Origin of the sequence: Streptomyces poriferorum, assembly GCF_019399235.1 — a bacterium.
In the GTDB taxonomy this organism is placed as follows: domain Bacteria; phylum Actinomycetota; class Actinomycetes; order Streptomycetales; family Streptomycetaceae; genus Streptomyces; species Streptomyces poriferorum.
Genome location: NZ_JAELVH010000081.1, coordinates 19,024 through 42,012 on the forward strand (window position 1 = coordinate 19,024; position 22,989 = coordinate 42,012).

Here is a 22,989-nt window from a genome sequence, read left to right on the forward strand (position 1 = left end):
GGACGGATCAGACCCCGGTGAACACTTGCCACAGCAATCATGTTTACGCAAACATAGCGATGGCAGGCTTCTCGACAGCGCATCCCACCCCAGCACAGGAGCACCCGTACATGCCTCTTCTCCAGATCGACGGCGGCGGCTTCACCCTCGACGGCCAACCGTTCCGGCTCCTGTCCGGCGGGATGCACTACTTCCGTACGCACCCCGAGCAGTGGGCGGACCGGCTGCGCAAGGCCAGGCTCATGGGCCTCAACACCGTCGAGACCTACGTGCCCTGGAACCTGCACCAGCCACGGCCCGACAGCTTCAGCCTCGACGGTGGCCTCGACCTGCCCCGGTTCCTCGACCTCGCGGCCGCGGAGGGACTGCACGTGCTGCTCCGGCCCGGCCCGTACATCTGCGCCGAGTGGGAGGGCGGCGGCCTCCCGTCCTGGCTGCTCGCCGAACCGGACATACGGCTCCGTTCCCGCGATCCCCGGTTCCTCGCCGCGGTCGACGACTACTTCGACCGCCTGCTCACGCCGCTCCAGCCGTATCTGGCTTCCCGGGGCGGCCCCGTCCTGGCCGTGCAGGTGGAGAACGAGTACGGGGCCTACGGCGACGACACCGCCTATCTGGAGCACATCGCCGCCTCGCTGCGGCGCTCCGGGGCCGACGTTCCCCTGTTCACCTGTGACCAGCCCGCCGACCTGGAACGCGGCGCGCTGCCCGGCGTCCTCGCCACGGCCAACTTCGGCAGCCGCTCCGGTGACGGTCTGGCCGCCCTGAGGGCCCACCAGCCCAAGGGGCCGCTGATGTGCACCGAGTTCTGGATCGGCTGGTTCGACCGCTGGGGAACCCACCACGTGGTGCGCGACCCCGGCCACGCAGCGCGGGAGCTGGACGAACTCCTCTCCACCGGGGCCTCGGTGAACTTCTACATGTTCCATGGCGGGACGAACTTCGGCTTCACCAACGGCGCCAACGACAAGCACACCTACCGTCCCACCGTGACGTCGTACGACTACGACTCCCCGCTCGACGAAGCCGGCGACCCGACGGAGAAGTTCACCGCCTTTCGCGACGTGATCGCCAAGTACGCCTCCGTGCCGGACGCTTCCGTTCCGCCGCCCGGACCCAAGCTCGCCCGGCGGACCGTGTCCCTGACCGAGAGCGCCGCGCTGCTGCCGCAGGCCACGGTGTTCGGGACGGCCGTCGAGGCGCACCGGCCCCTCACGATGGAGGAGCTGGAGCAGGACTTCGGCTTCGTCCTGTACGAAACGACCCTGCCGCTCAAGGGCTCAGCCCTTCTCGAGATCGAACAGGTCCGCGACCGCGCCCAGGTATTCGTCGACGGGCAGCCCGTCGGTGTTCTGGAGCGCGAGAACCACGAACACGCCCTTGCCTTCACGGTTCCCCGGGCCGGCAGCACGCTCACCGTCCTCGTCGAGAACCAGGGACGGGTGAACTACGGAACGGGCATCCACGACCGCAAGGGCCTGCTCGGCAAGGTCCTCCTCGACGGCGCCGAACTCGCGGGCTGGACCAGCCGGCCCCTCCCCCTCTCGGACCTGGAGGGCCTCCCCTTCACTCCCGCGGCCGCCGCTCCCGTCGGGCCGGCCTTCCACCGGGGAGTCTTCGACGTGACCGACCCGGCCGACACCTTCCTCCACCTCGACGGCTGGACCAAGGGCAACGCCTGGGTCAACGGCTTCGCACTCGGGCGCTACTGGTCGCGCGGCCCGCAGCGGTCCCTGTACGTCCCGGCTCCGGTGCTGCGTCCGGGAACGAACGAGGTCGTCGTGCTGGAACTCCACGCGGCGCACCGGGCCCGCACGGCCGAGTTCCGTCCGACACCCGACCTGGGACCCACCGAGGAGTAGCCACCGACGGTACTCGGGCCGCAGGCGCGGGCCCGGTCCTTCGACCGGGCCCGCACTCTGTCCCGGCCTCAGCCCAGGCGCAGTTGCTGCGCCCCGGTGCCGTCGCAGGCGCGCTGCACGACCGCCGCACCGTCCGTCGTGGCGGCGCCGTCCACACCCAGGCACCTGGCGCTGTGCCGGGCTGTCAGTGTGAAGTACCCGTCGCTCGTGCCGCGTACGGCCCATTCCTGGTTCCGGCCGTTGTTGCACGTGTACTGGAGGACGACCGCGCCGTCGGCCGTGGAGACGTCGCTCACGTCCAGACACTTGCCGCTGTGGCGCGCCACGACGTTCACGTATCCGTTGCCGGTGGGACGGAGGGACCACTGCTGGTTCGTGCCGGCGTTGCAGCCGTACTGGACGACGGCCGCCCCGTCACCCGCGCTCGCGCCGCTGACGTCGAGACACCGGGAGCTGTGCCGGAAGGACAGGGGCTTCCAGGTGTCCGCCGCCGCGGACGGGAAGGTCCAGGACTGGTTGGCGCCGGTGGTCGGCCGGTAGACGCCGACCGGCGCCCCGTCGCCGGTGGAGGCGCCGGCGACGTCCAGGAGCGTGCCGCTCGCCGCGTTGATCAGGGTGTTGTGGCCGTCGCCCGTGGTCGAGCGGATCCACTGCTGTGCGGTGGACGAGCCGGGTGCGGCGAAGGTGAGTGTTCCGCCGGAGACGGCGAGCGCCTTGCCGGTCTTCGCGTTGGTGACGCGGTAGGCGGCGGTGCTGCCCCAGTCGGTGGCCGACAGTTTGGTGAAGGTCCACTGCTGCGCGGTGTCCGCGGGCGCGGACGTCCGCTGGACGGGCGTGCTCGTGCCGTTGACGGTGGCCACGGCCAGCGCCTTGCCGCTGTTGTCGTTGAGCAGCCGGCGCGGGGTGCCGCTGGGTGCGGTGGCCGTCGCCTCGTTCACGCCGGTGACCGTGGGCAGGACGAACGTGGTGACGGAACCCGGGCCCACGGTCACCTTGAGCGTCCTGCCGGTCACTGCCGCGTCACTGTCACGCTGGAGGTCGCGGGTGCCGTCGGTCGTCCACCGCTCGACGGGCCCGTTCGCCGCCGTACGGAAGCCGTCGAGGTTCAGGGTGAGTTCGCGCGGCTCGCCGGTCGAGTTGGTGTGGACCACCACCACGCCGTCCCCGCCCGGCCGCACCGCGGCCAGGGTCTGCGGGTCGTCGGTGTCGACGATGCGCGCGCCGGGGCGCACGAAACGGCTGTAGTTCGCCATCGCCCAGTACTTCTTGTTCTTGCGGAGGGGCTCCGTGGCCGCGTCCTCGGGGGTGAAGTCCGTCTGTATGAGGCCCCAGTTCGAGTTCTCGTGGGCGGGCGTCATGTTCTCGTAGTCCTCGACGGCCTGCCACAGGACCCAGGCGCTCGGCTCCAGCTCCCGGATGTCGTCGTTGATGTGCCGGGCGAGGTCGAGAGCGGGGCTCATGTCGGTGAAGCTCTGCGGGGCGCTGCCTCCCGTGTCCACCTCGGACATCCACAACGGCGTGGCCTCGCCCTTGGCCGTGTCCCGGGCCCCTGTGCGGCCGTTCGTCCCGTAGGTGTGCGCGTTGAGCCGGCCGACGGCCTCGCGGACGCCGGGGGCGTACGACTCCCAGTCGGAGCGGAACTTCTCCGGGTTCGTCTCGTCCATGGCGGCGATCGGGGTCTTCACGCCCTTGGCGTCGAGCGCGGCGCGCAGGGTCGTGATCATGCGGGCCTGCGAGGCCGGGTCCCAGTGCGAGCCCTCCTGGCGGCCGCCCGCGTGCCAGTAGTCCGTGTCGGGCTCGTTGACGGGTGAGACGGAGTCGAAGGTGACTCCGGAGGCGGACTGGGCACGTTGGAGAGCGCCGGTGAGATAGGCGGCGAAGCGGTCGTACTGGTCGGCCCGGAGGTTGTCCTGCCGGCCGTCGGCGGCACCGGAGACGAGCCCGCTGTTGGTCATGAAGTACGGCGCGGAGTTGGAGAACGCCTCGAAGGTCTCGGCCCCGCGTGCCTTGGCGGCGGTGAGCCACCAGCGCTGGTTGGCGTCGGCGCCGGGATTCCAGTGGTCGGCACGGTTCGGGTCCCACCAGCCGGGGGCCTCCGGGCCCGGCCGGTTCCAGTAGCCGGGGACGGCCGCGCCCGGCCGCATGTACGGGGTGGTCTCGGGGCTGTCGCCACCGCCGATGTTGTAGCGGGCGATCGTGAAGCCCAGTCCGTCGGCACCGTAGAGCGCGTCGGCGAGCGCGTTGCGCTGTGCGTCCGGCCAGCCTCCGGTCACGTTGGCGAACCAGGCGAGGGCGGTTCCCCATCCTTCGAAGGCCTGGTGCTGGTAGCTGGGATCGAGGCGCACGGTCAGCGCCGCGGCGGGGCCGTCCGCGGCGCTCGCCGGTGACGAACCGGTGCCGACGGCTGTGACGGCTGTCGCGACGAGGGCCGCGGCGGCCCCGAGGGCGGCCAGGCTCCTGGGTTTGCGGCTCCGACGCGACGCCGGTCGGCTGCGGATGCAGAACACGCGTACTCCTTCACGTGGGGGTGGGGTCGATCGAGTTCCGTCATTGCGCCTCCTGGCCCGGGGCCAGGAGGCGCAATGACGTGTGGGTCCGGGGCGGTGCCGGACCCGGAGGATGGCGCGGTCAGACTGCGGAACGCCGCCACTTCTGGTTGTCGCCCGCGTTGCAGGTCCACTGCTCCAGGGCTGTTCCGTCGGCCGTCGACTGGTTGACGACATCGAGGCACTTGCCGCTGGGCCGGGCGACGAACTCGACGTGGTCGGCGGTGTCGGTCGTCCGGACCTTCCACTGCTGGGAGGCGGAGCCGTCACAGGTGTTCTGGACGGCGAGCGCGCCGTTCGCGGTCGAGGCGCCTGCGATGCCGAGGCACTTCCCGCTGTGCCGGGCCATGATCTGGACATAGCCGTTGCTCAGCTTCTTGATCCAGAAGTTCTGGTTCACGCCGCCGCCGCAGCCCCACTGGATCACTTGGGTGCCGTCCGCGGAGTCGAAGTTCGCCACGTCGGCGCACTTGCCGCTGTTGCGGGCGGCCAGGGTCTCCCACGGCACGTTCATTCCGCTCACGGTTCCCGCGGCGGTGTCTACGGTGATCTGCGGGGAGTAGTCCATCTTCATGGTGGTGCCGGTGGGGAAGGTGAGTGGGAGCCAGACGTACTGGGAGTCGTTGACCATGCCGCCCATGGAGCCGCCCCAGCGGTCGCCCATGTAGAGGAAGGAGGTGCCCTTGGTGCCCTGGACCGGGAGAACGAAGGCGGTCTGGCTCCGGTAGGTCGTCGGGTCCCCGACATCCTTCAGATCGGTCCAGGAACCGGTGATGCTGTCGGCGGTGGCGTACTTCTGCTGGTTCGGGGCCCAGCCCGTGGCGCCGGAGGTCAGGAGGAAGTACACGCCGTCCCGCTTGAACATGGCGGGCGCCTCCCGCCACTGCCCCGGCCAGAGCTTCTGGACCTGCGACTCCACCGCGGTGTAGTCCGCGGTCAGACGGTAGACGTGCAGGTCCGCGTTCTCGTTGGCCGCGGAGACCATGTAGCCGGTGCCGTCGGTGTCGACGAAGGTCGAGATGTCGCGGGACATGTGGCCGAGCGGCCGGAAGCTGCCGCGCCAGGCGTAGTCGCCGTCCACCGTGGAGGACACCGCGACGGCGGCGCGCGCCTCGCCGTAGTCGGAGCCGTTCTCCTTGTGCATCCACATCACGAACTGCTTGGTGGATGCGTTGTAAATGACCTTGGGCCGCTCGATGTTGGCCCAGTCGAGCTCCGGATCGGTGGCCTCGGTCAGGACGTGGTTGCGGAACTCCCAGGACTTCAGGTCCGTGGAACGGTATACGGAGACGTACCGGAAGGTGTTGTCGGTGTTGCGGTCCTCTCCGAACCAGTAGTAGTACTGCCCGACCTTGATCACACCGCCGCCGTGCGCGTGTACGGGGTTGCCGGCCGGATCAGTGAACTGTGTGCCGTTGGCGATGGTCACCGGGGCCGCGTGAGCGGTGCCGCCGGTGGTGAGCAGGGAGAAGAGGAGGGCGCAGATCAATGCCGCCGTCCTGGAGATCTTCAGTCGCATGGCGCGACACCTCGTAGTCTCTCGTCGGACTTGTATTCCGCGCGGTCGGCGCGGCAGACGGCCGCCGCGGAAGCACGGAGCGGCGGGGTGGGGGGAGACGGCCCGTCGGGCTGTGTCGAGCACCGTTGCCTACGTGATGTTTTCGTAAACACGATGTAGCCGGAAGTGTGGGAGGGCGCGCGGAAGCCTGTCAAGGATTCGGACGAAAGCGACCACCTTTTGACCCGGGGGACCTGTTTGCGTCAACATGCGTGCGTGGGGGCGCAGTCTGCACGCGCCCCCAAAACCTCTGCGAAGGAGCGGTCGAAGGTGGCGGACAAGGCAACCAGGACGCCGCGCTCCCGCCCGCCGCGGAAGTGGCCGTCAATGGCGGAGGTAGCGGCAAAGGCGGGCGTCTCGTCGCAGACGGTCTCCCGCGTGGCCAACAACCACGACAACGTCGACGAGGCGACACGCGCGAGGGTTCTCGCCGCGATGCAGGAGCTCGGCTACCGCCCCAACGCGGCGGCACGCGCGCTGGTCACGGGCAAGTTCGGGGCGATCGGCGTCGTCAGTTTCGACGTGGGCGCGCACGGAAACGCCCGTACGCTAGGCGCCATCGCGGACGCGGCGCGCGAGGCGGGGTTCTCGGTCAATTTCATGGGGATCCGGGCGCAGACCGAAGCCGCCGTGCGCCAGGCCTTCCGTCATCTCATGCTGCAGTCCGTCGACGGCATCGTGCTGGTGGAGTCGCAGATGCTCGACACGACGTCGCTGCACCTGCCGCCCACCATGCCGGTGGTGGTGGCCGACGGCGACACGGGGCACCAGTACCCGAACGTCGACTTCGACCAGGCCAGCGGCACCCAGAGCGTGGTCAGCCACCTTCTGGAGCTCGGCCATCGGACCGTGCACCACGTCAGCGGTCCACGCGATTCCTTCGCCGCCCGGCGGCGCGCGGAAACGTGGGAACGGACGCTCGTCGCGGCGGGTGCGCCGGTACGTCCGACCCTGTACGGCGACTGGACCCCCGAATCGGGCTACCTGGCCGGCCGGACGCTGGCCCAGATGCCGGAAGCCACGGCCGTCTTCGCGGCGAACGACCAGATGGCGCTGGGGGTCCTGCGGGCGATGCACGAGGCGGGGCGGTCCGTGCCGGGCGAGATCAGCGTGGCCGGCTTCGACGACGTGCCCGAGGCACCGTTCTTCGAACCCCCGCTGACCACGGTCCACCAGGACTTCGACGTGGTGGGCCGGCACTGTGTGACCCTGCTGCTGGAGCAGATCGAACGCCGCGGCAACGGTCCGCGGCGCCTCGCCGTCGAACCAACCCTCGTGGTCCGGGCCAGCACCGCACCGCCGCCCGCCTGACGCCACCTTCCGGGCCCGCTCCCGGCGCTGCCGCCATGGGCCGGGAGGCGGACCGCTTCGGCGTGCCGAGCCTGTCGCTCGGGTGCGCCATCCCGAGCCGGGAGGCGGGCCGCTCCGGCGCGCCACCACCGGTCAGGGAGCCGGCCGCTTCGGCGTGCACCGGCCCCCGCCGAAGCAGGGCGGGGCACCTCCCTGCCCCCCACCAGCCATGACACTCGCAGCACCCGGGGACTTCCGCGCCCACGGACCGCCCCATCGCGCCCTGCTCCACCTCGCGGGCTGACGTGGCCCGCCCTGCCCGGCTTGCGCTCCCGTCGCACAACTCGCGGCCTTCTTCACTGAATCAGGTTTGATCGCTGCTTCCTTGTGCTTGACGCCCATCTTGCGGTGATGCAACCATCGGGGCACACCGATGATTACGTAAACATCAACCATCGAGACGATCCTCTTCCGGCCTTCCGTTCAAGGCCCCGACTTCCTCCGACCCGTTCAACGACCAGTCGGTCACCGACGCAAGGAAGCACCATGACGCTCCTGTCGACCTCTGCGCAGGCGGTCCCGCCGCCGCGCCGACGAACCCGTTTCCGTGGCCGGAAGGAGGCCTTGGTCGGCTGGGGTTTCGTCGGTCCCTTCGTCGCGGTCTTCGGGCTCGTGTTCCTTGCCCCCATCGCATACGCGCTCTACCTCAGCGTCTTCCGGGACCGGCTGATCGGGGGAACCTCGTTCGTCGGCCTCGACAACTACAGCGAGGCGCTCGCCGACCCCCGGTTCTGGGAGGGGCTGGCCCGGGTGGGCCTCTTCCTCCTGGTCCAGGTACCGGTCATGCTCGGCATCGCGCTGCTCATCGCCCTGGCGATCGACAGCGGCCGGCTGTACGGCACGGCCTTCTTCCGCGTCTCGGTCTTCCTCCCGTACGCCGTCCCCGCCGTCGTGGCCAGCCTCATCTGGGGGTTCATCTACGGCACCCGGTTCGGCCTCGTCGGCAACATCAACGACACCCTCGGCGTGACCCTGCCCGACCCGCTCTCCCCCTCCCTGGTCCTGGCCGCCATCGGCAACATCGTGACCTGGGAGTTCGTCGGCTACAACATGCTGATCTTCTACTCCGCGCTCAAGGTCGTGCCGCGCTCGCTCTACGAGGCCGCGGCAATCGACGGTGCGGGCGAGTGGCGCATCGTGGCGTCGGTGAAACTTCCGGCGATCCGCAGCGCCCTCGTCATCGCCACGATCTTCTCGATCATCGGCAGCTTCCAGCTGTTCAACGAGCCGAGCATCCTCCAGAAGCTCGCCCCCAACGCCATCACCAGCGACTTCACCCCGAACCTCTACACGTACTCGCTGTCCTTCGCGGGCCAGCAGCACAACTACGCGGCGACCGTGGCCATCGTGATGGGCGTGATCACCGCGATCATCGCCTACGCGGTCCAGCTGCGCGGCATGCGGAAGGGCTGAGCCGATGACCACCTCCCTCACCACTGCGGCGGCGACCGGCGGCGCCGAACCCGCCGGCGCCGCTGCGGTGACCGCGTCCCCGAGCGCCGCGCCGAGACGCGGGAAGCGGCTCCCGCACACCCCGCTCAACCCCCGGCCCAGCCTCGCGCTGACGCTCCTCACCGGCCTGGCCCTGGTCTACACCCTGCTCCCGCTCGCCTGGCTCGTCATCAACGCCACCAAGGACCAGAAGGGACTGCTCGACTCGTTCGGGCTCTGGTTCGCCGACGACTTCAACCTCTGGGACAACGTCACCCGCACCCTCACGTACGACGACGGGGTCTTCGTACGCTGGCTGCTCAACACGCTCCTCTACGTCGCCGCGGGCGCCGGCGGAGCCACCGTCCTGGCCGTTCTCGGCGGATACGCGCTGGCCAAGTTCAACTTCCCCGGCCGCAAAGCGGTCTTCGCCGTCGTGCTCGGAGCCGTGGCGGTCCCGGGCACCGCCCTGGCCGTCCCCACCTTTCTGATGTTCAGCAAGATGGGCCTCACCAACACCCCGTGGGCCGTCATCATCCCGTCCCTGATCTCGCCGTTCGGGCTCTACCTGATGTGGGTGTTCGCCGCCGAGGCCATTCCCACCGAACTTCTGGAAGCCGCCCGCGTGGACGGCTCCGGGGAGCTGCGCACCTTCTTCACGATCGCCCTGCCGCTGCTGATGCCGGGCACCGTCACCGTCCTGCTGTTCTCGATGGTCGCGACCTGGAACAACTACTTCCTGCCGCTGATCATGATCAAGGATCCCGACTGGTACCCGCTGACCCTCGGGCTCAGCGCCTGGAACTCCCAGGCCCAGACCGCCGGAGGCGAGGCCGTCTTCGACCTCATCATCACCGGTTCCCTGCTGACGATCGTGCCGATCGTGGTGATCTTCCTGCTGCTCCAGCGGTTCTGGCAGTCCGGCCTCGCCGCGGGCAGCGTCAAGGAATAGACGCCCCCACGACCTCCTCTCCCACTCCACCCGCATCACCGACCAGGAGCACAGCCATGAGAACGCACACCACCCGCAGACTGCTCGGCGCGCTCGCCGTGGCCTCCGCACTCGCGCTGACCGCCACGGCCTGCGGTTCCGACGCCGGGGACGGCGACGGGGGCAGCGGCCCGAAGGACGTCAAGTCCGCACTGGAGAAGGGCGGGAAGGTCACGGTGTGGGCCTGGGAACCCACGCTCAAGAAGGTGGCGGAGGACTTCGAGAAGAAGTACCCGAACGTCGACGTCGAGCTGGTCAACGCCGGTACCGGCGACAAGCAGTACACCGCCCTGCAGAACGCGATAGCGGCCGGCTCGGGTGCACCAGATGTCGCGCAGGTGGAGTACTACGCCCTGGGCCAGTTCGCCATCGCCAAGTCCGTCGAGGACCTGTCGCCCTACGGTGCGGGGAAGTTCGGCGAGACGTTCACGCCCGGTCCCTGGAACGCGGTCACCCAGGACAAGGCGGTCTACGCCCTGCCCATGGACTCCGGCCCCATGGCCTTCTTCTACAACAAGAAGGTCTTCGACAAGCACCACATCGAGGTGCCGACGACGTGGGACCAGTACGTGGAGGCGGCCCGTACCCTCCACAAGGCCGACCCCAAGATCTTCATCACCAACGACACCGGTGACGCCGGAGCGACGACGAGCCTCATCTGGCAGGCCGGCGGCCGCCCGTACAAGACCGACGGTACGAAGGTCACCGTCGACTTCGGCGACGCGGGCACCGAGAAGTACACGGCCACCTGGCAGAAGCTCCTCGACGAGAAGCTGGTCGCGCCGGTCAGTTCCTGGAGCGACGCCTGGTACAAGGGCCTGGCCGACGGCTCCCTGGCCACCCTCTCCATCGGCGCCTGGATGCCGGCCAACCTCACGTCCGGAGTCGCGGCCGCCTCGGGCGACTGGCGCGTCGCCCCGCTGCCGCAGTGGACGAAGGGTGACAAGGCGAGCGCGGAGAACGGCGGCAGCTCGCTGGCCGTTCCGAAGGCCGCCAAGAACAAGGAACTCGCCTACGCCTTCACCGAGTTCGCCACCACGGGGGCCGGCGCCACCACCCGCGTCTCGGAGGGCGCCTTCCCGGCCACCAGGGCCGACCTGGAGTCGAAGACGTTCCTCGACGCCCCGTTCCCCTACTTCGGCGGCCAGAAGGCCAACCAGGTCTTCGCCGAGTCGGCCCGCAACGTCAGCACCGACTGGTCCTACCTGCCCTACCAGGTGTACGCGAACTCGGTCTTCAACGACACGGTGGGCAAGGCGTACGTCTCCTCCAGCAAGCTCACCGACGGTCTGAAGACCTGGCAGGACGCGAGCGTCAAGTACGGCAAGGACCAGGGCTTCAGCGTCAACGACTAGCTCACCGCACCACATCTGTTTGAAATTGTCGCACCCCCAGTTCGCCCGGCACGCCTTCGAGCTCGTTGGCACACCGGTCGAACTGGGGGATTTTTATTGCCCATTCACGGATATGGACGGTTGGAATAACGGACTCATCTCGTCCCGCCGTACACCTTGACGTTCCAGGCTTCACGTCGTTTTATGTAGCTACATGTTTGAACCTGTTTGATTTCAGGATCCAGGTTCCTCCGGCAAGGCGCTCTTCCAGCCCCGCAGCCCCTTCCTTCTCTCCTCTCGTACCGACCTCCGCGCGCCTGCCGGGCGGTAGGTCGCCGTCAGCACCTAGGAGCTCCCGATGTTCCGTTCCACCCCCAGCCGCGCGGCCGCAGCCACCGGTCTGCTGCTGACCCTCGGTCTGAGCACCGCGTGTTCCTCCGGCAAGGAGGCCACGACGGACAGCCCGGCCGCCAAGGCCGACGGCGCCCTCTCGATCACGTACCTGCAGAAGCAGGGCGACCAGGAGTACTTCATCGGTGAGGCCGCCGGCGCGAAGGAGAAGGCGAAGGAGCTGGGCATCGACCTCAAGGTGGTCAACCTGGGCAACGACGCCAACAAGACCGTCAGCGAGGTGCAGTCGGCTGTCGCGCAGAAGGCGAGCGGCGTCGTCATCGTCGTTCCTGACCCGGCCGTCGGCCCGCAGGTCGTACAGACCGCGAAGGAGGGCAAGGTCGCGCTGCTGACGTCGGACGACCAGATCTGCGCCACGGGCCCCGACCCGGCCGCCTGCGGCAAGGGCGACCTCGTACCGCGGATCGGGTTCAGCGGTACCCAGATGGGCGAGGAGGTCGGGAAGCGGGCCGCCGCCGAGTACAGGAAGGCCGGCTGGAAGGCCTCCGAGACGCGGGTCATCTCGGCGTGGAAGCAGGACGTCACCGTCTGCGGCGACCGGATCACCGGCTCCAAGAAGGCGTTCGAGGCAGCCGTTCCCGGCGTGAAGAACATCGACGTCCCCACCGACAACACACCCACCGGCGCCCAGGACAAGATCGCCGCGACGATCACCGCCAACTCCGGCGTCAAGAACTGGGTGGTCTGGGGCTGCAACGACGAGAACGTCATGGGCGGCGTGACCGCGCTCGCGAACGCGGGCATCGGCCCCGGCCACGTCATCGGTGTCGGGCTCGGCGCCTACCTCGCCTGCAAGGAGTGGCAGTCCGACAAGCCGACCGGCATGAAGGCCGCGCTCTTCATCAACGGCAAGGACGTCGGCGCCCTGGCCGTCCAGACCATGTACGACAAGCTCAGGAACGGCAAGGACTTCCCTGCCGAGGCCTTCGCCCCCACCACCATGGTCGACCACGCGTCGTGGAAGGACGCCGGAGTCACCTGCAGCTGAGCAGTTCCCCGCGGGCGGGCGTCACGCACCCCGCCGACGAACCGCACCATGCCCCTGCCTGCACCGTGCCTTCGAGGTGAACCGACCCATGAACCCAGTGCAAGACCCGGCCGCCGCGCCGGAGCCCCACGGCAGTCCGCCGTCGGCGGAGCCCCATCCGATTCCCGTGGCGGTGTCGGGCGTCACCAAGCGCTTCGGCACGGTGCGGGCACTCGGCGGCGTCACGCTCGAGTTCCCCGCCGGACAGGTCACCGCGCTGATGGGTGAGAACGGCGCCGGCAAGTCCACGCTCCTGAAGATCCTCACCGGTGACCATCAGCCCACCGAGGGAGCCGTCGTCGTGAACGGGAAGCCGCTCGCGCTCGACTCCCCCGCACGCGCACGGGCCGCCGGGATACGGATCATCCCCCAGGAGCCCGAGATCATCCCCCACGTCTCCGTGGCGGAGAACGTGTACGCCGGCGCTCTCCCGCGCACCCGCGGACGGCTGCTGGACCGGGCCGGACTGAACCGGCGTATCAAGGCCGACCTGGACCGGCTGGGGTTCGCGCATGTCCTGGACCCCGCCCTGCTCGGCTCTCAGCTCACCCCCGCCCAAAGGCAGTTGGTGGAGATCATGCGCGCGCTGACCGGCGGCACGACAGCGCGGCTGATCGCGTTCGACGAACCGACGTCGTCACTCTCGGAGCGCGAGGTCGACGCACTCTTCACGCTCATCCGGCGGCTCCGCGACGAGGGCATCGCCATCGTCTACGTCTCCCACCGCATGCGGGAGATCTTCCAGCTGGCCGACCGCATCGCGGTGCTGCGTGACGGCAGCCTGGTCGGCGTCCAGGACGCCGGGGCCACCCACGAGGGCGAGCTCGTGCGCCGGATGGTGGGCCGCGATCTGTCCGCCGCGTTCGTCCGTCAGCGCGTGGCGGTCGAGCGGTTGGTCCTCGACGTCCAGGACCTCACGACCGACGATGTCACCGGCATCTCGCTCCAGGTACGGGCGGGCGAGGTCGTCGGTCTGGCCGGCCTGATCGGGGCCGGCCGCTCGGAACTCGCCCTCGCACTCGCGGGCGACGCCCCCATCCACAGCGGCAGCGTCACCCTCGACGGCACGCCGCTGCGCAGTGGCCGGCCCGGCGAGGTGATCAGGGCGGGGCTGGGACTGGCACCCGAGGAGCGCAAGGCCCAGGCGTTGTTCCTGCGGCAGTCCATCAAGGACAACACGTCGCTCGTGGTGCTGGACCGGCTGCGGCGCTTCCGCTTCGTCCGCCGCGCGGCCGAGCGCCGCCTCGCGCAGGAGTACACCGACCGGCTTCGGGTCCGCGCCCCGTCCATCGACCACGAGGTGGGCAAACTGTCGGGCGGCAACCAGCAGAAGGTGGTCCTGGCCCGCTGGCTCGCCCGCAAGCCGAAGGTCCTGGTCCTCGACGAGCCGACCCGCGGCATCGACGTCGGAGCGAAGTCGGAGATCTACCGGATCATCGCCGATCTCGCCGCCCAGGGCGTCGCGTTGCTGGTCATCTCCTCCGAGCTCCCCGAACTCCTCGGCCTGGCCGACCGCGTCGTCGTCATGCAGGGCGGCCGGATCACGGGCGAACTCGACCGCGGCGACGCCACCGAAGAATCCATCCTCCAACTCGCCATGGCCGACGACATCGTCGGCCCCGCCCCCGGAGCATCGTCATGACCCTCACCCGTACCCCTTCCCCCGCTGTGAAGGGCTCCCCCGGCGACGGCACCGCTGCACGACGGCCGAAGTTCCTCGCCGGCCCGGGCGGACAGAACATCAGCCTGATCGGCGCACTCGCCGTCGTCCTGGTCCTGTTCGGTGTCCTCAACGAGAACTATCTGAGCCTGTCGAACATGCAGGTCATCGCCGAGGCGGCGACCATCACCGGGCTGCTCGCGATCGTCCAGACCGTGGTCATCATCTGCGGCGGCCTCGACATCTCCGTCGGATCGCAGGTCGGCGTCGCCTCCGTGGTCAGCGCGATGACCTTCACCGCCACCGGATCGGGAGCGTTCCTCGGCATGGCCGCCGCCGTCGGCGTCGGGATGCTGATCGGCGCGCTGAACGGCATCGTGATCGTCTACGGCCGGGTGAACCCGACCATCGCCACGCTCGCCGGCCTCGCCGCGTACAAGGGGCTCGCCCAGCTCCTGTCCGACGGACGCGCCCAGGGTTACGTCCTCAACAACGACGTCTTCATCTTCCTCGGCCGCGGCAAGATGGCAGGCCTGCCGGTCATGGTCTGGATCCTGATCGTCGTGGCCGTCACCGTCCACCTGCTGCTCAAGTACACCGACATCGGACGCAACCTGTACGCCATCGGCGGCAACGACACCGCCGCCCGCCTCGCCGGCATCAGCATCAACAAGTACCTGATCTGCGTCTACGCGCTCATCGGCGTCGTCGCCGCCATCGCCGGCGTCCTGCTGACCGCCCGTACCGGATCGGGCCAGCCCGTGTCCGGCAGCGAGGGACTCGAACTCAAGGCGATCACCGCGGCCGCGCTGGGCGGCGCCGCGCTCAAGGGCGGCAAGGGCGGGATCGGCGGGACCCTGCTCGCCGTGGCGCTGCTCGGCTGTCTGGAGAACGGTCTCACCGTCCAGGGCATCAACACCTTCTGGCAGAACGTCGCCCAGGGCGCGCTCCTCGTCATCGCCGTCGTCATCCAGCAGCGACGCAGCGGCGAGAGGGCGGTCGGGCTGCCCCACTGAACGCTCGCGCGCCGCAGCCCGTACCGCTTCCTCTCCCCTTCCTTCCCGCTGTCCGGACTCCGCGGGCCGGACCCCCGCTACCGCACGGTCACCGTGACCGGCTTGTGCACGGACTGGCCCGGGAGCGTGACGGTGAGGACTCCGGTAGCGGCGTCCCAGTGGTACGCGTCCGCGGTGAGCCGCACCCCGCGCGCGGTGACCGCGGTGGGGGCGTGGGTGGTGCCCAGGAGGGAGAGCGTCCACCGGCGGTTCTTCACCTGGCCGTGGAAGGAACCCCTGGCCGCGCCGATCGACACGGTCCGCAGCGAGCCCTTCTCGTGATACGTCACCGGCGTCGTGGCGCTCCGCTGCTTCTGCTTCGTGGTGCCGTCGTCCTCGTACAGACGGTACGAGCCCGAAGCGCCGGTGGCGATGGACAGGGTGACGTCGGTCAGCGGGTTGCGGTCGTTGTCGGTGACGTTCGCGGTGCGGGTGGGCATGATGCCGCCGGCCTTGATGAAGACGGGCATCGTGTCAAGGGTGGTGGTGACGGACCGGGTGGTGCCGCCCCGGTAGGTCTTGCCGGTGAAGTAGTCGGTCCACTGCCCCGGCGGGAACCACACCGAGGTGGTGGCGGACTCGCCGGGCGTGGTCACCGGGGCGACCAGGACGTCGGAGCCGTAGAAGTACTCACTGCCGGCCGCCGCGTACGCCTCCGGCTCGTCGGGGTACTCCAGGTAGGCCGGGCGGACGATCGGCACTCCGGTACGGTTCGCTTCCGCGGCGAGGCCGTAGGTGTACGGAACCAGCTTCTCGCGGAGGTTGAGGAAGGCGTCGGCCGACTTGCGCGCTGCCGGGCCGTACTGCCACGGGAGCCGGTCGCTGTGGTTGCTGTGCAGTCGGTCGATCGGCTGGAAGGTGCCGAACTGGACCCAGCGGGCGTACAGGTCGTCGGGGAGCTTGTGCGTCCCCTTCTCCGAACCGGCAATGCCCGTCGTGTCGTTGTGGCCGCCGATGTCATGGGTGATGGACGCCATTCCGGTCGCGGCGGACTCTCCCGGGGTGTATCCGACCTCCAGGCGGAGGGTGCCCCAGGTGGATGCGGTGTCGCCGGTGAAGTGGACGGTGCTGCGCTTGTCCGCCCAGGGTCCGGTCGGCAGGGCCTGCTGGCCGGAGTACCCACCGGCCTGGAGCGAGCCGTAGGCGCGGGAGAGGACGAAGCCCCGGCCGATGGCCTCGGCGGATGTGTCGGCGTACTGCTGGTTGATCCAGGCGTCGGGCGTCACTCCCTTCAGCGAGGACTGCGAGGAGTCGCAGCACCAGTCCAGCCACCAGAAGTCGTTGCCCTGCCGGTCCATGGTCCGGTGCAGGTCCATGTAGGCCTTGAGCTGGTCCGGGTCGCCGAAGTCGAAGACGTAGCAGTCGTCGCCGCAGCCGCCCTTGACCAGCTTGCCCTTGGCGGTGGACTGAGCCTGGGAGAACTGAGGGTCCGTGGCCTGGATGCTCGGGTGCACATTGAGCGTGTTGTGCAGCCCCTGAGCCCGCGACCAGTCGAAGAAGCCCTTGGGGTCGGGGAACTTGGCCGGGTCGATCTCCCAGCCACGCCAGGTGTCACCGGCCTTGAAGTCGGTGTCGGTCACCAGGACGTCCAGGGGCACGCCCTCCGCGCGGAACGCCGGCAGGATCCTGTCCTGGTAGTCGGCGGCCGTCCGGTCGATGTACTCGGAGTACCAGACGCCGTACGCCCAGGTGGGCAGCAGTGCGGGCGGGCCGGTCAGAGTGGCGAGGTCCGTGAGGCCCCGCTTGTAGTCGTGCCCGTATCCGAAGACGTAACCGTCCTGGTAGGGGGCGCCGCCGTGGCCGGGGCGGGGGCGTACCTTCTTCGCCGCGGTGTCGTACAGGGCCGACGGGGAGTCGTCGAGCAGGTACCAGCCGTCCCGGTTGAGCAGGCCCGGTGTGGTGACGGGGGCGGCTCCTTCGCCGGTCACACCGTCCAGGCCGCGGCGGTATCCGCCGAGCGCGATGTGCGGCTGCGGCGCTGCTTCCGCCGGGGCCGCCAGGGCCGCCAGGGCCGCCAGGGCCGCCAGGGAGAGGGTGTCGATGTTGACGTGGCAACTGGCCGGATCGGGGCAGCCGAGGGTGACATCGTTGTCGCCCGCCTTGAGGGTGACGGGGACCGCGGCCGTCTGCCAGTCGTCCCAGTCCTTCGTCGCCGGGAGCTCCAGGGTCGTGGCCGGTCCCGCGGCCGCCGTCGTCACGGTGGCGGTGCGGGTCCGGTGGAGGCCGTCGCCGCCCTGCCCGTTGGCGTAGCGCGCCCGGAGCGTGTACGTGCCGTCGGCGGGCACGCCGACCACGTGCGCCGTGACGCTCGACCCCTTGGCGAGTTCGGCGACGAAGCCGTTGCCCGCGTATCCCGGGTGGTCGAGGGCGCCGGTGGCCGTACCGCCGATCCGTGCCGCCTCCGCCTCACAACTCACTCCGAAGAGGCAGTTCTTGATGGCGGTGCCGGCGGCGGACGGGTACCCGTCGTCGGGGCGGAGCAGGGCGACACTGTCGACGTTCACCGATCCCGTGTCCGAGGCGGTCCGCGTCAACGCGATGGTGTGCGGGCCCTTGTCGAGCTTCACCTCCGCCGTGGCCGTGGCCCAGCTGTCCCAGTCGGCCGTGGCCGGGAGGCTGACTTGCCGCGGCGCCCCGCCGTCGACCGAGAGGGACAGGGTACGGGCCTCCGTCTTGCCGTCTCCGCCACGGGAGTTGGCGTACTTCAGGGCGAACCGGTAGGTCCCTTCGGCGCTGACATCGATGTCAGCGGACACCGAACTGCCGGTTGCCTCGAAGCCGGCGGCAAAGGCCGCCCCGGTGTGGCCGCGGTGATCCGATGCGGTGCCGACCCCGTCGAGCCGCAGATCCTCCGCCTCGCACAGCGCACCCGGCGCGCAGACGAGCCGCTGCCAGGGGGTCGCGGTCACCGGCCCCTCTCCCGCGTCGAGTCGGACGGAGAGGTTCTGCGCGTCGAACGGCCCCGAGCCGACCCGGTAGCGCAGGGTCATCGCACGCGTCGAGACGGTCAGCCAGCCGTCCTTCGTCCGCGCGGTGTACGCGGTCGGAGTGAATCCGTCGCGCCCGATCGCGTTGAACGTCGGATCGTCGGTGAACGCCCCGTCGCCGGCGTACTCAGTACGGATGAGCGTCGGCGAGAGGATCTCGAAGCGGGCGTCCCCGGAGGTGACGGTCGGGATCGGGTCGCCGTGGCCGCCTCCGGCGGAGGCGGAACCTGCGCCGGTCAGGGTGGTCGAGGCAGCCACGGCGAGGGCGGCGGCCACACTCGCTCTCCGCCGCACCCCTCGTGGAATCCTGCTTCTGCTCATCGATGCGGGCATGGCACGCAACTCCGTTCTCCTGCACGCCGACTGAGGGCGGCCTGCACGCCGACTGGTGGGCGGCATCGCTGCCGCACCCATGATTCCAACGTTGCAAATCACTGGTTCGGCACGTAGGACACCACGCCCTCTCGCGTGGTGTCCACAACGGTGCGGCAAAATGCGGCGGGCTCTGCGACCTCAGCGCTACGGGAGCCGGGCGGGTGGCACGACCTGGCACTTTTGTCCGTATGAGGTCGCGCGCCGCCCTTCGGTCACGACGCCTGCTCGAACTGGAGCAGCAGGAGTACCGAGTCGTCGTCACGGCCGCCGCCCGTGTGATGGTCCACGTCGGCGCGCAGCTCCTGCAGCGCCCGGTCCGGACCCGGGTGGGAGAGCGGGCCCCCGGCCCGGTCCTGGAGGGGGTAGAACTCGCCCCGGTCGTCGCGGGCTTCGCTGAGGCCGTCGGTGTAGAAGAGAATCCGGTCCTCCGGGGCGAGGACGACCCGGGCGACGGCGGGGCCGGGGGCCTGAGGTGCGGCGAGGCCGGAGAGGCCGAGAGGCAGTGTGTGCTCGGCCGGCCGGGCGAGTTCCAGGTGCCCGTCCGCGCGCCGTATCAGCGGAGCGGCGTGGCCGTAGTTCAGAAGGTCGACCGAGCCGTCGTCGCGGGCCTCCGCGATGACGCCCGTGACGAACCGCTCTCCGTCGGTCCGGGTGGCGAGGGCCTCCTCGATGCGCGGTGCTATCTCCCGCAGCCCCAGTGGGCCGCTTGCCGCGTCCCGGAAAGTGTGCAGGACGACCGCAGCGGTCCGCAGCGCCTCGATGCCCTTGCCCTGGACATCCGCGATCATGACGCGCACTCCGTCCTCGCAGGGCACGGCCTGGGAGAGATCGCCGCCGACCCTCGCGGACCTGGTCGCGGACAGGTACGAGTCGGTCAGCGTGAGGGGACCGACCTGCGCGGGCAGCGGGGGCACCAGGACGTCCTGCACCGCCTCCGCGACCTCGCGTACGTCGACCAGGTCCCGCTCGGCCTGCCGGCGGACGCTGCTCACATAGCAGGCGGCGGCCGTGACGAAGACGATGCCGCCCAGGGCCACGAGCGTCCTGGTGTGCCCGAGGTGGTCGTCGGCGAGCGCGCTGACCAGGCAGAGCGCGGCCGAGAAGGCTCCCACACCAAGGACGGTCCGGGCGGTGCCGCGAGCGGCTGCCAGAGCGGGCCCGGCCGTGAAGAAGGGAAGCAGACCGAATCCGGGGCCCGCGAGGATCGAGGCGGTCGCCACGACCCCCATCGCAGCCACGGGGATCACCCATGGCTGATCGGCCGTTTTCGCCTGGGTGCGCATCTGATCGTCCTTCCCTGAGCCCGGACTTCACCGAGGCCTCACCGAGAGGCCGGACTTCGCAAGGGGGCTCGACTTCACCAGGGGTCCGGAGTCTCCGCGCGGCTGCCGAGGCGGCGGCACACGGCTCTGCCGGTGTCTTCCGCCGTCCGGCGCGCGACGGCGCCGCAGTCCGGAGCGGAGCGGCTCGCCGTCTGACGTACCAGCCTAGGGTGCCCGCTCCCCGGCATCATGAGGCGCCCGGCCTCGACGAGCGGGACGTTCGGCCCGGCCCGCCGGGACCACCGGCCCGGGCCGGAAATCCTCGGCACGGCGGGCGGCCCTCGCCGGCCCTCCCCCACGACAGCCCGGCGTTGCTCCTCCGACCCGCTACAGAACCGCAGGTCAGACGTTTCCCCAGGTCACAGAGGGTGGCGTAACACCGGCGAAACACGGGGACGGGTACGGTCTGCACCCCTGAACAGATGAGGGAGGCGACCATGGCCACGACCACGGGCCGGGCAGCACAGGCGCGGCGGGCCGCCGACGCGTTGCGGCAGCGCATCGTCGCCGGTGAGTTCGAGGACGGCAGACTCCCCGACGAACACGTGCTGAGCCGGTCGCTCGGCGCCTCGCGCAACGTCATCCGGGAGGCGCTGAACCTGCTGCGCGACGAGAACCTCGTCGTCCGGCGGCGCGGCATCGGCACCCTCGTCACCGCGCACACGTACCGGCACGGCCTGGACCGTCTGGCGGGGCTCGCGGAGGAGCTCACCTCCTACGGCACGGTCTCCAACGACGTACGCGAAGCACAGGTCGTCCCGCGGCCGCCCCCGGCGATCGCCGGGCGTCTCGCCCTGCCCCCTGGGTCGGAGGCCGTGTACATCGAGCGGCTGCGCCGGCTCGACGGCAGCCCACTGTCCCTGGACTCCACATGGCTGGCGCCCGACATCGGGCGTCCCCTCCTCGAACGCGACCTGGCAGGACAGGACTTGTTCGCGCTGATCGAGGAGGCGACCGGGGCCGCCCTGGGCAGCGCCGAGGTCACCGTGCACGCGGTCACCGCCGAGCCGGACATCGCGCGGGTGCTCGATGTCGCGGACGGTGCCGCGCTCTTCGCCATCGACCGGCTCACCCGGCTGTCCGACGGGCGGCCGGTCGACGTGGAGTCCCTGCGTGTGCGGGCCGACCGGTTCGCGCTGCGCGCCGTACTGCCGAGGAGCTGAACCGGTGGTGGCTCACCCGGACGCGGCCCACCTCGTCCTCCTGGCTCTCACCGGGCTGATCGGCGGTATCGGGATCACTGCCATCGGCCCCGGCGGCGTACTGCCGACGATCGGCCTGTTCCTCCTCACCGGCCTGTCGCCGTCCGGTGTCGCCGGCACCGCGATCGTCACGCACGTCGCCACCGGCATCCTGGGCACGGCGGCCTATACGCACTCGGGCCAGTTGAAGGCGGCGGCCACCCGCCGCTGCGCCGCCGTGCTCGCCCTGGCGGCGCTGGCCGGCACCCCGCTGGGCGTGCTGTGCAACACCCTGGTCGAAGGACGCGGCTTCGGACTGCTGCTCGCCTTCGCGGTCACCGTCACCGGAGTGCTGGTGTGGGTACGCGACCGGCGCGCCCCGCACGTGCCCGACGACCTCGCGGGCCCCGGCGTTCCCCCCGTCCGCACGGCGGTGGTCGGTTTCGCCGTGTCGCTGGCGGCAGGCCTGTTCGGGCTCGGCGGCCCGATGCTCGGCGTGCCCCTGCTCGTCGTCTGCGGACTGCCTGTGCTCGCCGCACTCGCCGCGGCACAGGCCCAGTCGATCGTGATCGCGAGCGTGGGCACGGTGGCGTACGTGGTGCACGGCGACGTGGACTGGCCGCTGGCCGCTCTGGTGGGGGTGCCGGAGCTGGCCGGGGTCCTGATCGGCTGGCGCATCGCACACCGGATTCCGGCCCGCCGCCTCAAGTACGCCCTGGTCGTCTGCCTGTTGGCGATGGCGCCTTACTTGGCGCTGCACACCTGACCGCGACGTTGACGAAGTCGGCGGTCTTGCCCACGCTGGTGCCACCTCGTGGGGACAGGTCGACGTCGGTGGCGGGTTGTCGACATGTCGTAAGGACGGCGGCAGGAGGGGCCGTTGACGGCTCCGCCCCGTCCGCCGTTCCGCGGCGGACGGGGCGGCGGTGTGGGGCGAGCGGACAGGTGCGGGCGGGCCGTGGTGGTCGGGACGCCGGCGCCTCGCGTCAGCTGCCCGGGCGGCCCGTATCGAAGTACCGGTTCAGCGGCGGCTCCTGTGCGAGTACGGCGCCGATGGTGAACGCGAAGGTGAGCGCCCCGCACACCACGATCAGCCAGGACAGCATGGTGAGGACCAGCCCCAGTGAGCCGTACTCCCCCAGGGCCCTGTTGAGTGCGCCCGGCATGTAGAGCCGGGCCGTGAGCCCGAGCGCGCTGGTGGCCGCTGCGCCCAGGAGAGCGCCCGGCAGGAGCGGCAGCCACCCGATCCGGTTGGCCAGCAGGAGGTGCTGGGTCCACAGCCACACGCCCGTACTCACGGCGAAGAACACCGGGACGCCCACCCACATACCGGCCCCGAAGCCGTTGCGGAGCGGCGCCTGGAGGAGCACCACGAGCAACAGCGCCAGCAGCCACACCGCCCATCGCCAGGCCGCGATCCTGGTCCCGGCCCTCGGGAGGGCCCAGGCCCGCTCGCACACTCTGGCCATGGCCCGGCTGAAGCTCGTCGCCGACACCAGTGCCACGAGCCCGCCGACGATTCCGGTGGTCTCGCGCAGCCCGTCCGGCGAGGACCGGCCCAGGACCTGTTGCAGTTCATGGTCGGACGGGCCGGCCAGCCCGAACATCGCGCGCAGGGACTCGCGCAGCTGATCGCGGACGCTCTGCGGGGCGAAGGCCGCCAGCGCGAACAGCAGAGGCACGGCAGCCAGGAACGCCTGGGCGGCGAGGCGGGTGCCCGCGTCCAGCAGGTTGCCGCTCACCAGTCGGCTCGTGAGCTCCGCGAGAACGGGGAACCGGGTCTCCGCCCCGGTCCTGAAGTCCTGCACCCGACTCGTCCACGACATTCCGCCTCCCGACCCCGCCCCGACGCGTCCAGCCCCCATTGGACGCAACCCCGGGCTGCCGGGCCACTCCGCC

The 22,989-nt window shown here is 70.3% G+C and carries 15 protein-coding genes; 10 read left to right on the top strand and 5 right to left on the bottom strand.

Annotation, left to right across the window (positions count from 1 at the left end; genetic code table 11):
* Positions 1–110 precede the first annotated feature (110 nt).
* Positions 111–1,862: a glycoside hydrolase family 35 protein gene (locus JGS39_RS16480; protein WP_219569851.1), complete on the top strand. Its 1,752-nt coding sequence runs from the start codon at positions 111–113 to the stop codon at positions 1,860–1,862.
* A 68-nt stretch (positions 1,863–1,930) separates the two neighbouring features.
* Here the strand turns inward: JGS39_RS16480 and JGS39_RS16485 are convergent, their stop codons facing one another.
* Positions 1,931–4,369: an RICIN domain-containing protein gene (locus tag JGS39_RS16485; RefSeq protein WP_219569852.1), complete on the bottom strand. Its 2,439-nt coding sequence runs from the start codon at positions 4,367–4,369 to the stop codon at positions 1,931–1,933.
* A gap of 121 nt (positions 4,370–4,490) precedes the next feature.
* Positions 4,491–5,927, bottom strand: a complete 1,437-nt coding sequence (locus JGS39_RS16490; RefSeq protein WP_219569853.1) for an RICIN domain-containing protein — start codon at positions 5,925–5,927, stop codon at positions 4,491–4,493.
* Between the two features lie 366 nt (positions 5,928–6,293).
* On the opposite strand from JGS39_RS16490, the gene JGS39_RS16495 reads away from it, so the two are divergent.
* The 7 genes from JGS39_RS16495 (at position 6,294) to JGS39_RS16525 (ending at position 15,186) form a co-directional block, all read left to right on the top strand.
* Entirely contained in the window at positions 6,294–7,277 is a 984-nt protein-coding gene (locus JGS39_RS16495) for a LacI family DNA-binding transcriptional regulator (protein WP_219569854.1), read from the top strand.
* Between the two features lie 525 nt (positions 7,278–7,802).
* Positions 7,803–8,729, top strand: coding sequence for a carbohydrate ABC transporter permease (locus JGS39_RS16500; protein ID WP_219569855.1), 927 nt, complete (start codon positions 7,803–7,805; stop codon positions 8,727–8,729).
* Positions 8,730–8,733: 4 nt separating this feature from the next.
* A complete protein-coding gene (locus JGS39_RS16505) occupies positions 8,734–9,699 on the top strand; it encodes a carbohydrate ABC transporter permease (protein WP_219569856.1) in 966 nt (321 codons plus the stop codon).
* Between the two features lie 56 nt (positions 9,700–9,755).
* Entirely contained in the window at positions 9,756–11,093 is a 1,338-nt protein-coding gene (locus JGS39_RS16510) for an ABC transporter substrate-binding protein (RefSeq protein ID WP_219569857.1), read from the top strand.
* Positions 11,094–11,430: 337 nt separating this feature from the next.
* Positions 11,431–12,471, top strand: a complete 1,041-nt coding sequence (locus tag JGS39_RS16515) for a substrate-binding domain-containing protein (protein WP_219569858.1) — start codon at positions 11,431–11,433, stop codon at positions 12,469–12,471.
* An 88-nt stretch (positions 12,472–12,559) separates the two neighbouring features.
* The gene (locus JGS39_RS16520; protein WP_219569859.1) at positions 12,560–14,152 is read left to right on the top strand and encodes a sugar ABC transporter ATP-binding protein; all 1,593 of its coding nucleotides are present in this window, start codon (positions 12,560–12,562) and stop codon (positions 14,150–14,152) included.
* Complete coding sequence (locus JGS39_RS16525; protein WP_219569860.1) at positions 14,149–15,186, top strand: ABC transporter permease; 1,038 nt, start codon at positions 14,149–14,151, stop codon at positions 15,184–15,186. The genes JGS39_RS16520 and JGS39_RS16525 overlap by 4 nt, the downstream gene beginning before the upstream one ends.
* 77 nt (positions 15,187–15,263) lie before the next feature.
* Here JGS39_RS16525 and JGS39_RS16530 read toward each other — a convergent pair whose 3' ends face one another.
* Positions 15,264–18,488, bottom strand: coding sequence for a TIM-barrel domain-containing protein (locus tag JGS39_RS16530; RefSeq protein ID WP_504740094.1), 3,225 nt, complete (start codon positions 18,486–18,488; stop codon positions 15,264–15,266).
* A gap of 311 nt (positions 18,489–18,799) precedes the next feature.
* The gene (locus JGS39_RS16535) at positions 18,800–19,870 is read right to left on the bottom strand and encodes a PP2C family protein-serine/threonine phosphatase (RefSeq protein ID WP_219569862.1); all 1,071 of its coding nucleotides are present in this window, start codon (positions 19,868–19,870) and stop codon (positions 18,800–18,802) included.
* Positions 19,871–20,346: 476 nt separating this feature from the next.
* On the opposite strand from JGS39_RS16535, the gene JGS39_RS16540 reads away from it, so the two are divergent.
* Both JGS39_RS16540 and JGS39_RS16545 read left to right on the top strand, forming a co-directional pair.
* A complete protein-coding gene (locus JGS39_RS16540) occupies positions 20,347–21,072 on the top strand; it encodes a GntR family transcriptional regulator (protein WP_236062751.1) in 726 nt (241 codons plus the stop codon).
* 4 nt (positions 21,073–21,076) lie between these two features.
* The gene (locus tag JGS39_RS16545; protein WP_306083736.1) at positions 21,077–21,856 is read left to right on the top strand and encodes a sulfite exporter TauE/SafE family protein; all 780 of its coding nucleotides are present in this window, start codon (positions 21,077–21,079) and stop codon (positions 21,854–21,856) included.
* Positions 21,857–22,076: 220 nt separating this feature from the next.
* Here JGS39_RS16545 and JGS39_RS16550 read toward each other — a convergent pair whose 3' ends face one another.
* Positions 22,077–22,916 carry a YhjD/YihY/BrkB family envelope integrity protein gene (locus JGS39_RS16550; protein ID WP_219569864.1) on the bottom strand — a complete coding sequence of 280 codons (840 nt, stop codon included), beginning with the start codon at positions 22,914–22,916 and terminating at the stop codon, positions 22,077–22,079.
* Positions 22,917–22,989 lie beyond the last annotated feature (73 nt).

Coding starts and splice junctions, on each gene's coding strand:
- JGS39_RS16480 (WP_219569851.1), top strand. CDS start 111: ATGCCTCTTCTCCAGATCGACGGCGGCGGCTTCACCCTCGACGGCCAA.
- JGS39_RS16490 (WP_219569853.1), bottom strand. CDS start 5,927: ATGCGACTGAAGATCTCCAGGACGGCGGCATTGATCTGCGCCCTCCTC.
- JGS39_RS16495 (WP_219569854.1), top strand. CDS start 6,294: ATGGCGGAGGTAGCGGCAAAGGCGGGCGTCTCGTCGCAGACGGTCTCC.
- JGS39_RS16500 (WP_219569855.1), top strand. CDS start 7,803: ATGACGCTCCTGTCGACCTCTGCGCAGGCGGTCCCGCCGCCGCGCCGA.
- JGS39_RS16505 (WP_219569856.1), top strand. CDS start 8,734: ATGACCACCTCCCTCACCACTGCGGCGGCGACCGGCGGCGCCGAACCC.
- JGS39_RS16510 (WP_219569857.1), top strand. CDS start 9,756: ATGAGAACGCACACCACCCGCAGACTGCTCGGCGCGCTCGCCGTGGCC.
- JGS39_RS16515 (WP_219569858.1), top strand. CDS start 11,431: ATGTTCCGTTCCACCCCCAGCCGCGCGGCCGCAGCCACCGGTCTGCTG.
- JGS39_RS16520 (WP_219569859.1), top strand. CDS start 12,560: ATGAACCCAGTGCAAGACCCGGCCGCCGCGCCGGAGCCCCACGGCAGT.
- JGS39_RS16525 (WP_219569860.1), top strand. CDS start 14,149: ATGACCCTCACCCGTACCCCTTCCCCCGCTGTGAAGGGCTCCCCCGGC.
- JGS39_RS16535 (WP_219569862.1), bottom strand. CDS start 19,870: ATGCGCACCCAGGCGAAAACGGCCGATCAGCCATGGGTGATCCCCGTG.
- JGS39_RS16540 (WP_236062751.1), top strand. CDS start 20,347: ATGGCCACGACCACGGGCCGGGCAGCACAGGCGCGGCGGGCCGCCGAC.
- JGS39_RS16550 (WP_219569864.1), bottom strand. CDS start 22,916: ATGTCGTGGACGAGTCGGGTGCAGGACTTCAGGACCGGGGCGGAGACC.